The organism is Vannielia sp., from assembly GCF_029212645.1.
Taxonomy (GTDB): Bacteria; Pseudomonadota; Alphaproteobacteria; order Rhodobacterales; family Rhodobacteraceae; genus Vannielia.
On record NZ_JARGND010000016.1, the window covers coordinates 13,556 to 26,499 of the forward strand.

The 12,944-nt window shown below is 63.7% G+C and carries 9 protein-coding genes; 4 read left to right on the forward strand and 5 right to left on the reverse strand.

Annotated elements, in window-relative coordinates:
- Window positions 1-51 precede the first annotated feature (51 nt).
- Genes P1U55_RS07220 through P1U55_RS07230 form a run of 3 tightly spaced genes read left to right on the forward strand, consistent with a single transcriptional unit; the run spans window position 52 to window position 4,960 of the window.
- Window positions 52-1,353: a TolC family protein gene (locus P1U55_RS07220; RefSeq protein WP_301046864.1), complete on the forward strand. Its 1,302-nt coding sequence runs from the start codon at window positions 52-54 to the stop codon at window positions 1,351-1,353.
- Window positions 1,350-3,782, forward strand: coding sequence for an ATP-binding cassette domain-containing protein (locus P1U55_RS07225; protein WP_301046865.1), 2,433 nt, complete (start codon window positions 1,350-1,352; stop codon window positions 3,780-3,782). Before P1U55_RS07220 ends, P1U55_RS07225 begins: the two co-directional genes overlap by 4 nt.
- Window positions 3,779-4,960, forward strand: a complete 1,182-nt coding sequence (locus P1U55_RS07230; protein ID WP_301046866.1) for an HlyD family efflux transporter periplasmic adaptor subunit — start codon at window positions 3,779-3,781, stop codon at window positions 4,958-4,960. The genes P1U55_RS07225 and P1U55_RS07230 overlap by 4 nt, the downstream gene beginning before the upstream one ends.
- Window positions 4,961-4,968: 8 nt before the next feature.
- Here P1U55_RS07230 and P1U55_RS07235 read toward each other — a convergent pair whose 3' ends face one another.
- From P1U55_RS07235 to P1U55_RS07250, 4 genes are all read right to left on the reverse strand, one after another.
- Window positions 4,969-5,970 (reverse strand): hypothetical protein, encoded by a 1,002-nt coding sequence (locus tag P1U55_RS07235; protein WP_301046867.1) that lies wholly within the window; start codon window positions 5,968-5,970, stop codon window positions 4,969-4,971.
- An 81-nt stretch (window positions 5,971-6,051) separates the two neighbouring features.
- Entirely contained in the window at window positions 6,052-8,247 is a 2,196-nt protein-coding gene (locus tag P1U55_RS07240) for a hypothetical protein (RefSeq protein ID WP_301046868.1), read from the reverse strand.
- Between the two features lie 39 nt (window positions 8,248-8,286).
- Complete coding sequence (locus P1U55_RS07245) at window positions 8,287-9,444, reverse strand: phosphatase PAP2 family protein (RefSeq protein ID WP_301046869.1); 1,158 nt, start codon at window positions 9,442-9,444, stop codon at window positions 8,287-8,289.
- 25 nt (window positions 9,445-9,469) lie between these two features.
- Complete coding sequence (locus P1U55_RS07250; RefSeq protein WP_301046870.1) at window positions 9,470-11,176, reverse strand: hypothetical protein; 1,707 nt, start codon at window positions 11,174-11,176, stop codon at window positions 9,470-9,472.
- A 185-nt stretch (window positions 11,177-11,361) separates the two neighbouring features.
- Between P1U55_RS07250 and P1U55_RS07255 the strand changes: the two genes are divergently transcribed.
- Window positions 11,362-12,618, forward strand: a complete 1,257-nt coding sequence (locus P1U55_RS07255) for a DUF4147 domain-containing protein (RefSeq protein ID WP_301046871.1) — start codon at window positions 11,362-11,364, stop codon at window positions 12,616-12,618.
- Here P1U55_RS07255 and P1U55_RS07260 read toward each other — a convergent pair.
- The gene (locus P1U55_RS07260) at window positions 12,615-12,782 is read right to left on the reverse strand and encodes a hypothetical protein (RefSeq protein WP_301046872.1); all 168 of its coding nucleotides are present in this window, start codon (window positions 12,780-12,782) and stop codon (window positions 12,615-12,617) included. The genes P1U55_RS07255 and P1U55_RS07260 overlap by 4 nt on opposite strands.
- Between the last annotated feature and the right edge of the window lie 162 nt (window positions 12,783-12,944).

The window sequence follows — 12,944 nt, forward strand, 5'->3', positions numbered from 1 at the left end:
CGGGGCCCGCAAAGAGGCCCCGCCCGGCACAAGGCAGGGATAGGAGGCGGCATGAGGCACGCCCGTAAAGGAACCACGTGGCTATCGGTGTGCGCCGTGGCCTTGCTGTCGGGGTGTCTCGACGGAGGCGATGGCGCGGAGGCGAGCCGTGGGGCGAGTGACCCGGCCAAAGCCACCACGCTCTCCCAGAAAGAAGCGTCAGAAAGTGCAATCATCGCGGACCTGATGCGCCGCGAATCGGTGATTGTGCCGGGCAGCCCCTATGCAAAGGTCACCGATGCGGTGCTGGCCGCCAACGCCCGCGCCGCCGAGGCGGATCTCAGGGCCGCACGCCTGCGCGCCGTCGCGGCTGAAAAGAACTGGCTGCCAACCATTGGCCCCAGGGTTTCGCTTTCATCGCTCGGTGATCTGGTGACCTCGCTGATCGTGGAGCAGGTGCTTTTTGACAATGGTCGCAAGAAGGCCGAACGCGTGTTTGCCGCCGCCGATGTGGAATATGCCGCCGTGGTTTTGAGCGAAGACAGCAACGCGCGGGTGCTGACCGCGCTGTCGCTTTACCTTGCCTCCGAGCAGGGCCGCGCCGAGGCCGAGGTTTCGGCCCGTGCGATGGAAAAGATGAAACATTTCGAGTGGGTCATGCAAAAGCGTGTTGATGGCGGCGTGTCTGACCGCTCGCAACTGGCCGTGATGAGCCAGAAACGCGCCGAGCTTGAGGCTGATCTGCATGAGGGGGTCGAGACGGCCGCCGCAGCGCTCGCCGAGTTGAACGCCATGTCCGTGCGCCCGCTGGAAGACCTGCGTGGCCGCACCGGCGTGCGCAACACGGGCAGCAATGTAGAGCCTTTGGGCGTGCTGAAAGCCGAGGCAGACAAGACCCGGATCGTGGCGCAGGCCAAGATGAATCGCGCAGGCTTTCTTCCCGGTGTCAAAGCCTCGCAACAGTTGGGCGATGGCGGTGACGGCGCGTTGACAGTGGGGGCTGACAATGGCTTCGGCTTTGGCACGGCGGCCAACCTCAAGGCGCTGAAAGCCGCAGAGGATGGGGCCGAGCGCGCGGTTTCGCAGGCCCGCGAAGACAGCGCCCGCGCCCTTGCCAGGCTGCGCCAGAACCTGATCGCGCAGGAGCGTCAGGAAGGCGAGCAAAAGGCTCTCGCCGCTCGCGCAAAAGACAACTTCGAGATTTTCGACCGGCAGTATGAATCGGGCACGCGGCAGGTGCTTGAGGTCGCCAACACCTTTGAAACATGGCTCGATGCCGAGCGGGAGCGGGTGCAAACCAGCTACAAGGTTTCCCTGACCCGCCTCAAGATCGCAGCCGCCCTTGGCCAACTGGTAGACGGAAGCCGGATATGACAACGGATGCGCCCCGCACCTCGCTGAAGCTCAAGATGTCACGCTCCGGCATCCGGGGGGTTGTGAACGATGAAGGCAAGGTCGCCGCGCAGGGAGAAACGCCCGGTGTCACCGCTGCGCCCCCCCTTGAGAACGCCCCGGTGGCCGAAGCACCCGCGCCCCGCCGCCGCCCGCTTATCAAGCGAGGCCCGGCGATGGAGCTTCCCACGCCGCCGCAGGCCGTGCCCGACCAACCCGCAAAAATTGCCCCCGCCACGCCGCAGCTAGATGGAACGCTGGCCCCCCGCGCCGCGCTGGCGGCCACCTATGCCGGGCTGCTGGGCAAAGAGCTTTTGGGCCGCGATCTGGCCGAGGCGATTGCCCGTTCTGGCCAGGGTGCACGCGCGGTAACGGTGGAAACCCTGTGCAGCGTCCTTGCGGCCAACGGTATGCTCGCCAATATCCGCAAAGTGGCGCGCCCCGGTGCCGATGCCTGGCCTGCCATTGCGCAAATGAAATCCGGCCAGCTTGTGCTGGTCCTGTCACAACAGGCCGACCGGCTGGCGGTGTATGACACCACTTGCGCCGACAACCGCGCCTATATCCCGGCGGATGAGTTTTGGCCGGTTTATGCCGGGCGGTTGCTCAAGGCCGAGGTCACGCTGGAGCAGGTGGCGCAGAACCACGGCACCGGCGGCAAGAAACCGCATTGGTTTTGGGGCGAGTTCCCGCGCTTTCGCCGGTTCATCGGTGAAATTGCCGTTGGCTCCTTTGTGGCCAACCTGCTGGCTGTCGCTGTCGCGCTGTTTTCCTTGCAGGTGTATGATCGGGTGATCCCGCATCAATCGCTCGCCACGCTTTGGGTGCTGGCGCTTGGCGCGGCGCTTGCGATCCTGCTTGAGGGCCTTCTCAAGCTGGCCCGCTCACGGCTGATGGATGGCGGCGGGCGTGCGATTGAGCTTTCGGTGCAGCGCCTTTTGATGAGCCGCATCGTTGGGATGCGCTCGGACAAGCGCAGCCACAGCCCCTCGGAACTGTTTGCCACGATGCGTGAATTTGGCTCGGTGCGTGAGTTTTTTACCGCCTCCACCATCGGCACGCTGACCGACCTGCCCTTCATTGCGCTGTTCCTCCTGCTGGTGAGCCTGATCGCCGGGCCGGTGGTGTGGGTTCTGGTGCTGGGGGGCATCTTGATGGTGCTGCCCGGCTGGCTGATGCAGCGCCGGATGATGCAACTCACCAAGGAAACCCAAGGGGCCTCTGTCAAGGCGGGCCGGGTGCTGCACGAGGCGATCTATGAGCTTGATACCATCAAGGCGCAGCGCGGCGAAGACCGGGTGTTGCGCGCCTGGGACGAGCTTAACGCCCTGTCTTCGTTGAAATCTTCCGAGCAGCGGCGGCTGGCGGCTGGGCTCACGTTCTGGAGTCAGGGCGTGCAGCAGGCGACCTATGTGGGCGCGGTGGTGCTGGGCACTTTCATGGTGTTTGCCGGGGAATTCACCGTTGGCACGATCATCGCCGTGGGCATCCTGACAAGCCGAACCCTCGCGCCGCTGTCGCAGCTTGCCGGCACGCTGGCACGCTGGTCCAACGTCAAGAACGCGCTGGCGGGGCTGGATACCATCGCCGCCGCGCCGCAAGACATGGAAGAAGGTCGCCGCTATCTGCGCCGCGAAAAGTTCAGCGGCACCTATGAGCTGCGCGAGGCACGCTTCGCCTATGGCGATGACGCGGCCCCGGTGCTCGATATCAACAAGCTGAAGCTGGCTCCGGGGGAGCGGGTGGCGGTGCTTGGGGCCAATGGCTCGGGCAAATCCACCTTGCTCAAGATACTCTCGGGGCTTTACGCGCCAACCCAGGGCCGGGTGATGCTGGACGGCGCCGATATGGGCCAGATCGAGCCGACCGATCTGCGCCGTGGCATCGGCTACCTCTCACAGGATGTGCGGCTGGTGGCGGGCACCCTGCGGGACAACCTCAACATGCACCTGCTGGAGCGCGATGATGACCGCCTGTTGGAGGCGCTCGATTTTGCCGGGGTGGGGGCGCATGTGCGCGGCCATGCCAAGGGGCTTGATTTTGAAATCCGCGATGGCGGCGAGGGGCTTTCGGTTGGGCAGCGCCAGTCAATCGGCTGGGCGCGGCTCTGGCTGCAAGACCCCGGCGTGCTGCTGCTCGATGAGCCGACAGCGGCCTTTGACCAGAACCTCGAAAGCCAGATCGTTGCGCGACTTGGCACATGGCTTGAAGGCCGGGCGGCGGTGATTGCCACCCATCGCCTGCCGATCCTTCAGCTGACCTCCCGCGTGATCGTGCTGCAAAACGGCCGCCTTGCGGTGGAAGGGCCCCGCGATGAGGTGCTGGGCCACATGAAGAAGGCCGGTTTGGCCACGCCGCAGGCAGGCCCTAGGCCGGCGGCGGTGAAACAGGCAACCGGAGGCGCGGCATGACCACCTATGACAGCTCGTTCGATGGCCAGCTCGATCGCCGCCTCAAAAGCCCTTCGATGCTGATCTGGACGATCTGGGCCGCGCTGATGATCTTTATTGTCTGGGCCGCGTTTGCCCGCGTGGATGAGATCGTGCGTGCCCCGGCTGAGCTGGTTTCGGCCTCGCGCCCGCAAATCATCCAAAACCTCGAAGGCGGGATTTTGGGCGAGCTTGCGGTTTCCGAGGGGGATGTGGTGGAGCCGGGCGATGTGCTGGCACGGCTGCAAGGCACCGGGTTTCAGACCACGGCTGATGACCTTTCGGACAAGATCACCGCAATGGAAATTCGCCGCCTGCGGCTTGAGGCCGAGATGGCCGGGCAGTTTGACTTTGACGTGCCTGCCAACCTTTCGGCCCGCAACCCCGAGATCGTGGCTTCTGAGCGCGCTCTTCTGAACGCCCGCCAAACCGATTACGTTGCCCGCTCGGATGGCGCGCGCAACGTGCTGGAACAGGCCGAGCGCGAAAACGAGTTGATGGAAAACCTGCTCGACGAGCGGGTTGTTGCCCTCATCGAAGTCACCCGCACCCGCAAGGCGGCTTCGGATGCGCGGGCCAAATATGATGAGGTGATCAGCCAGGCCGAGTTGAAGCGCGCCGATGAATATGCCGAAACGCTGCGCGAGCTGACGACCCTGCGCCAGCAACTCAAGATCAGCGCCGATCAGCTTGCCCGCACCGAGATTACCTCGCCGATGAAAGGCATCGTCAACAGCGTGTCGGTTTCAACCATCGGCGGCGTTGTGCGCCCCGGTGAAGAGATTTTGCAGATCATTCCGATGGGGGATGATCTGTTTGTCGAGGCGCGGGTGAAGCCAAAAGACATTGCTTCGGTGCGCCCCGGTCAGGAGGCGACGATCAAGCTTTCGGCCTATGATTACACGATCTACGGCTCGTTGAAGGGGGAGGTGAAATTTGTTTCCGCCGATACCTTCAAGGACGAGCGCAAGCCGGATGGTGACCCGCATTACCGCGTCACGCTGGCGGTGGATCGCAGCGCCATGACAGAGCGCCAGTCCAGCATCGAAATTCGCCCCGGTCTGGTGGCGCAGGTTGAGCTGCACACAGGCGAAAAGACGGTGCTGCAATACCTCACCAAACCGCTGACCAAGGCAGGCGAGGCCTTCCACGAGCCATAGGGCCTCGGCTAGGTTTTTGCCGTGAGGTCGAGCACCGATTGCGGCGGGGTCCAGCCTGTGCCTTCACCGGCAAATGGGTCAACCCGGCTCTTGAGCGCGGCGATCAGCCCCATCACCCCTTCGCCAAACAACCGCCCGCCAAGTGGCCCCAGCCCCGAGCGCCCGGCCATCAGGGAGCGCTCGCGCATCAGGTAAAACCACAGCGGCGTGCGCTTGTGCAGATCATGCCCCACCACCACCTCGCCGGTGGTGCCACGGTTCAGATCGGTGCGATCAAGGAAAGTCATGAAGGGCATGTGGCCCGGCTGCGCGGCGGCGTTGTCGCGCTGGCGCAGCGCGGTGAGCACGCCTTGTGCGGTGGGCACGTTGAGCCAATAGGCCATGGAGAGGATCTGCGCGGCGGGTTGGCCCTTCGGCGGCGCAGCGGCGAGGAGCGCGTAGGCAAATTCCAGCGGCAGCGGTGGTGCTCCGGCGGCCTCGGCGGCCATGGCGTAGATCGGCGCACGGCTTTCGCGCAGGGCAGCAAGGGTGTTTGCCTCGCATAGCGCGGGAAGAAGGCGATGGATCAGGAGCCAGTAAAACGCATCCGTCGGCGCTTCGCAGGCGGCGAGGGTGGCCAGCATTTGGGCCGCAGCCGGGCTGGGAGCCGGCCGGGCGCGGGGGGCCAAAGTGCCGATCACGCGGAAATTCTCGGCCACATCGTCGCGGTCGAGCGGGACAAGGGTAGAGGCGTGCAGATCCGGGCGCGGTGTGTCGCGGGCCTTGGCCGCATCACAAAGGCACAGCAACGTGGGCAGCGCGATCTCTGCCAGCGCAAGGAGAGGCGGGGCGAGGGGCGGGGCGGCTTCATCGGTCTCGTCCATCGCGTTACCAAGGCGCGTCAACACCCGGTTCAGCTCCAGCCGCTCTTCAGCGGCAGCATCGGCAAACAGGTAGCCCGGCCGCAGTTCGCTGGCCTCATTATCCGAGGTTTTGTAATCAAACTCGCCCGTGTGAAGGCAAAAGCGCACGTTCTCTATCCTTCTTTAATGTTCAGTCTCATGCCCTTCCCCCGGCGCGGAAATCCCATGCGCCGGGGGCGGGAGCCTTCGTTACCTTTGCTCGGCCATCGCCAGCACTTGTGGCGGCAACGCGCGGGTGCCAAGGCGCGCACGCTGGCTGGCGACACCGGCCACCGGCCAGACCTCGGGGTTGGGTGGGCCGCTGCCCATCAACTCTTCGGCCAGATGGCGGGCAAACTGGGGCGCGGCCACGGAGGAGCCGTTCATCGCCACCCGGCTGCCCGAGGCTGCCCCTGCGGCGATCACCCCCGCAGCCACTTTTGAGCGATCCGCTTCCGCCGAAGCATCCGGCTGGCGCATCGTGGGCGAACTGGCGGCACCGTAAGCGGCCGAGGCCCGCTCTTTATGGCCGCCGACGGGTGCATATTTGAGGCTTTCCTTTGGATTGCGTGTCATCGAGGGGCCAATCACGGTGCTGGCCCGGCCTGTGGCGATGCCGTTCAAGGAGCCGGAGCGGCGCACCACGGACGGGCCGCTATCCTCGTGGTTGATGTCGCCGCCTGCATCCCAGCGCTCATAAAGCGGGTCATCAAAATAGCTTTGGCGGCCTTGCCTGCGGTAACCAAGCGGCGCGTCATCACGCTGAATCCAGGCTTCTATCTTTTCGCCCTCGGAGATGCGCGCCTTCAGCTCTACCAGCCAAAGCCCCGAGGGCGCAGGCTCTTGCTTGGAGGCGGCGGGCATGGAGGACGGGGTGAGCGCGATCAGCACGCGCTTCTTGCGGGCAATCCCATCGCTGGCGGGGTTGCCGCGCTGTCGATCGAGCGAGATACGCCCGATCACTGAGGCAGGGTCGCCCGCCGGGTGCATCACCAGCGCCTGGCTGGGGCCAAGGCCCTGCACCCGGATCGCGCTACCGCCCGGCGGGGTGATCCACAGCTCAAGGCCCGAGGCATCACGGGGCATCCAGATTTCGAGAAAATTCGGGCTTTCATCGCCCGGCTGAACCCGCCACGGCAAGGTGAGCGCGGTTTTATCGCCGCGCCCGGAGGCTGGCCCCGCAATCTCGGCGTGGCCGCGTGCCAGCACCCGGTTGCCCGAGGGCAGAATCACCTCGACCACCGCGCGCGTGGGCTTGGTTGGGAACTGCTCTGCCAGCCGGTCAAGATGCGCCTGCACCAGCGTATCAATCGCCCGTTCCAGAAAGTGCAGCCCGTTGTGCGGCCCGCCCGAAAGCGCATAGGAAAAGTTGATCACCACCGGGATCGGGAAGCCCTCGACCTGTGACATGAGGAAGGCCCGTTCAAGGATATGCGCCACCCCGGCCATCACGAAAGGGGAGACATAGGCGCCAGAGGTATTGAGCGTGACCGTCGCAGGAAGCTGCACGGTGAGCAGCCGCAGATCATCCGGCCCATCCCCCGCCGCGAGCGAGCACACATGGGTTCCGTGAGAAAGCCGTTGCGCCACCGTGTGCACGCCCATCCGGCGAAAATCAGCGAGCCCGAGCGCGGTGAGCTTTTCGTGCTCGGGGGCGGGGCCTGAAGCGAGGGCCGCATCGATCTCGGGCTTGGTCAGCTCGCGGCCAAAGGGCACCGTGGTGGTGCCAGTGGGCGCGGCGGCGTCTTGCACCCAGGCAAAATCGAGCCGGGTGTTCTTGGCGCTGTCCTGAAAGGCCTCATGCAGCGGATTGATCCCGTCATCGACAATGCCCACGATCACAGCGGTGCTCTCGGAAAGACCTTGTGCGGTATAGCCCACCTGCTGCGCGGCCCGCTCGGGAAGGGAAGATTTGCGCAGGGGCGCGCGGTAGTGGAGGGCGTCGCGCAGGCTGAGGGCGGCGTTATCCTCGGCCTCCTCGCGGCTGGCCTCGGTTTCTTCCTCGGCGGCGGAGCGCGGCGGCGCCTCCTCAGCGGCGGCGGTGGTGGCCTCTTCGGCGGAGGGGGCGAGGGCGGAAAAGCTGTTGTCTGCCGGATCAAACGGCGCGATGGATTGCACGGCGGCCTGCACCAGACCATCCGGGCCATCGGGCGCAGACGCGGTGGTGAGGGCGACCACCGGCGCGGCCCCCTCGGCCTTGAACGGCTCTGGCAGGTCTTCGATCCGGCCCGCCTGAAACGTTTCGACCGTGAACATGTAGCGAAAGTCATCCGGGTCTTCGATGTCTTCCATGCGGGTGAGATCAAAGTCGAGCGCATAGCGCAGCGACCAGGCCGAATAGGGATCAAACATCGCGGTGACGCCGTTTGGATCATCCTCCGGGGTGAATGCGTAACTCTTTGTCATGGCTTACCTTTCTGGGCTGAGGCGAGGGAATGGTGCAGATCAGATATCTGCCCATTCCTCCCGTGCCTTGCCCCAGAGCCAGTTGAACAGCGGAGCCGGGGTGACGCCTTCAACCGCATTCCCACGGGTGATGAGGGTGCCAAATTCCTTTGGCGTGTCGGTGGCCAGATCATAGACCTTGGAGAGGTGGAAATCCTCGTCGTCCACGCCGGGGCCGTTGAACGCGGTTTCCTTCACTTCCGCCCCGGTTGCCCCCGCCCGTTGTGCGAGATAATCCGCCAGCGCAAGGCCAAGCGCCGCCCCTGCAAAGCTGTCTGCCGGGAAGTGAACGCCTGCCACCGTGCGGTTGACCGCGATCCTTGCGGCCTGGGCCAGCAGCATTTCGCTTTGCTTTGGAAGCTGCGCCTTTCCCTTCATCAGATGCACCAGCGTTTGGCCAACGATATGGGCTTCGGTGGCGTGGCCCGAGGGCAAAGCGCCGTGACCGGGCGTTTGGATCATGGGCATAAGCTGGCCCGAGTAGCGGTCAGGGCGCAGGCACGCGAGGCGGTGCTTGCACTGGAGCACCACGTTGGAGGCGATCGCCTGCACCAGCGCGATCAGCTCGATGGTGTATTTGTGCCTGCCCGCACGCAGCCCGAGGATCGGCTGGAAAAACTCGGTCGGGTAGCCGATCTGGTTGAGGATTTCGCCCGCCCGGTCAGGCCGCAGATCAGCGTAATTATGAACCAGAGCGGTTTGCGCGAGGAAATCATCGGGCGACGGCCGGGTGAGTTTGGCCAGCCGGTGATACTGTGCGCCCGGCGCATTATCCGAATCTCCGCCCGTGTTTTCAAGGGAATAGACGGCGGCGCTTTCACCAGACCCTGTCACCGTGATATTGCCCATCAACTCGCCGCCGATCATGGTGACGCGCTCAACGGCGCCCCATTCCTCAAGGGTGGCAATGGCATTTGCGGGCATGGCTGTGGGCGCGGCGGCAATGGCCTCATAGGTCCCGACAATGCCATCCCGCGCGGTGAGGATGGCCTGCGACAGAGAGCCCGAATACCCCGCGCCAACGCCCGATACGCCGCTCACGCCCGACACACCGCTCACCCCTGAAACGCCGCTCACCCCTGAAACCCCCGAAACGCCGCTCACCCCTGAAACGCCGCTTACGCCGGAAACACCCGACACACTTGATGCAATAGACATGCTTTAATCCTTTGTTCTAATAGCTTTAATTTGGAACCCCTGCCTCCCGCAGGGCCTTTGCCCAGTCCCGCCCTGACTCAAATTCGGCGGCTGGGTGGTCTCGTAAATACTGGCGGATATTAAAGCCCGGATCAGCCCGCATAAGGGTTTCGGCGCTGTCGCGCGCCTCTTCCATCCGGTCGAGAAAATAGAGCGCCACAACCTTGGCGCGCAGCGTTGAGGTGTGGCGACGGTTGGCCCGCATTGAACGATCCGCCATTTCCAGCGCGCCCTGATAATCGCCCGCTGTGAGCCTCGCGGCGGCGGCGAGCGCATCAAAATAGTAGGAATGCGGATCAAGCGGTGAAAGGGCGCGGGCGCGGTTGGTGTAGTTTACCGCGCCTTCCCCATCGTCCGTGAAGGCATGAAGCACGCCCTTGAGCAACCATGCCATCGCGTTGTTCGGATCAAGCTCAATGGCGTCGTCAAAGCGACGCATGGCAATGTCATGGCGGCGCAGCAGGTTGTTGTTGACCAGCCCATCCATGGTGAGCGCGAAGGAGTTATCCGGCTCGATATCCAGCGCCCGCGCGGTGTGGTCGCGGGCTGTGCGGGTGTCATCATCGTGGCGCGAAGACCAGCCCTGAACGACCGAAAGTACATGCCATTTGCCCAACCAGCCATGCAACACGGCGCTGTCAGGCACGCGGGTGATCACCTCTTCGAGGTAGGTCTTCGACTTGGCAAAACTCTGCACCGAAAGCCGGTGCATGAGGGTGATGGATGACATCAAAATCGCGTGGCTATCCACATCGGGCAATGGCGCGGAACCGGCCAGATCCAGCGAGGTATCCATCACCGCGCGGCCAATTTCACCCGCCAGGTTAAGCACCAGATCATCACCGCCTTTGAGAAACTCTAGCGTGGAGCCGGAAAGCTCGCGCGTCCAGCCGATGCGGCCGGTGGCGGTGTCGATGAAATCGGCGTTGAGGATGATTTTATCACCGGTTGTCCGATAGTTACCGCACACGACATAATCGGCGTCCAACGACTCGCGGATTTCATCAAGCGCGATGGTGCGGGCATCCATCCGGCGGCTGGAAAGGTGCGAAATGACGTCAAGAAGATGGCTGCGGGACAGGGTGCGCGACAGTTCTTCCGAGATCATATCACCCAGCTGCGCCGGGCCTTGATAACCACGGGCGGTGGCAAATGGCAGGATCGCAATGGAGGGGTGCAGGTGCCCCCCGCGTGACAGGATTTCCTGTGCCATACGGCCCGGACGGCCACGCGCCACGGCTGAAAGCAACGTGCGGTTTGAGCGCCGTTGGACAGTGATCCACTCCTCAAAACCGGCTTCGGCGATCTCGGTGCCTTCGAGGAAATCGCCGTCTTCCAGCATGCCGGTGATGCGTACCCTGGTCAGCCGGATTTGTACTTCGGTATTGTTGACCTCGAAGAGGGCGGCGAAGTGATCTCCAAACAGGGTGCGCAGATCGGTCAGCGCACGGCGAAGGCTGGCGCGGCCATGTTCGTGCCCGGAGCGGCCCCATAGCATGTCTTGCAGCCAGGCGCGGGTGCGCGCGCCCTCGGGGGCGGTCGCGAGCATGGCGAGGAGCGCGCGGATTTTGGTGGAGCGCACCTTGATCTCGTCGCCGTCTTCCCACGAAAGAGCAAACACACCGAAAAGACGGATGCAAAGCACGCCGTGATGCGCACCTTGATCGCCTTCGATATCATCGTTGCGGTTCATAGAATCCCCCATCGCCCTGGCCAAGGTTAGCAAGGCGGTGGGGCAATCCTAGCCTACTTCACGTTTTTTTCACGCCGCTAGGGAAAGCGCGGGGTGAAAAACCGGGCAACTGCCATGCTGTGGGGGCAAACCCGGCGCGCGTGGCTGGTCTTGGGGCAAAGCATGGGTGAGGATAGGGTATGGATATGAACGAAGCGTTAGCAACCCGCCGTGCTGCCCTGCGAGAGCGGGCTTTTGAGATTTTTCAGGCCGGGGTAGCCGCGGCTGACCCTGAAGCGGCGGTGGCGCGGGCGCTGGAGGCGCGTCCGTGGAGTGGCAAGGTGTTGATTGCCGTCGGAAAAGCGGCCCCCGCCATGGCCCGCGCCGCGCTGGAGCGGGTGGGGCCGGTTGAGGCGGCTCTGGTGGTGACAAACCCTGAGAATGCTACTGAGATAGCGGGGGCTGAGGTGATTGTGGCGGCTCATCCGGTGCCTGATGCGGGTGGATTGAAAGCGGGCCGCAGAGTACTGGAATTGCTTGAAAATCTCGGAAGTGGCGAAGATGTTTTAGCGTTGATTTCCGGGGGCGGGTCGGCTTTGTTGCCGGCGCCGGTGGAAGGGGTGAGCCTTGAGGACAAGGCATCGGTCAACGCTTTGCTGCTGGGATCGGGGGCCGATATCCACCAGATGAACGAAGTGCGCCAACAGCTAAGCCTTTTAAAAGGTGGAGGTTTTTTGCGTGCAGCGGGGCCGGGGCGGGTGCGGGCTTTGGTGCTTTCGGATGTGTTGGGGGATGATCTTTCGACCATTGCCAGCGGGTTGACGGCGGGGCCGATTGGGACACGGGAAAGTGCTGCGGATTTATGCCAAGAGCTGGGGATTTGGGAGCAATTGCCGGACTCGGTGAAAGCGCATCTTTCCAATCCTGATCAAGAGGATGCAAGCCTTCCTGAATGTGAGAATGAGATCATCGGGTCTAACGCTGTGAGCCTTGCGGCGATGGCGGAGGCGGCAGGGGTTGAGGCGGAGGAGGTTGCGCTGGAGGGTAACGTGAAGGATGCGGCGGAAGTTATTGTAAAGGCGGGATATAATGCCGATACGCTGCTTTATGGCGGCGAAACGACGGTGCGGTTGTGTGACGCTCCGGGGCTTGGGGGGCGGAATCAGCAGTTGGCGTTAACCATTGCGGGGCTGGCGGACTGGCCGGCGCCTTGGGTGTTTTTGTCGGGCGGAACGGATGGGCGGGACGGGCCGACGGATGCGGCGGGCGGGTTGGTGGATGACACCAGTGCCACGCGGCTCAAAGAGGCGGGGATTGACCTGCACGAGCACCTGGCGCGCAACGATGCCTACACCGCCCTCAAGGCCGTGGGAGACCTGCTGATGACGGGCGGGACCGGCACCAATGTGGCCGATCTACAGGTGATGCTACGTGAGAAAAGCCCGGCGGAACCAGAGACTTAGTCGTTTTTGCCCAGATCGTCGCTGGTATCGATCATCCAGCCATTCGGCCCGGCGAGACTGTCGGGCAGGAAATCGGCCACGGTGATGAGGATTTCGCGCAGAAGCACGCAGACCAGAAAGGCCGAAATGACATGGCCGACGGTGATGTGAGCGATGAAGTCCATGGTGGTGATCCCCTTGATGACTGCTCGCACCGTGCCGAGGAAATAGGGCAAAAACGAGACGGGCGGCGGGCGGCGGCGCGGCAAAACGTTAAACCACCGCGCAGGGGTAAATGACGCCGCGTTAACCCTAAAAAGCAATGGGCCACAACCGATGCACAAGGG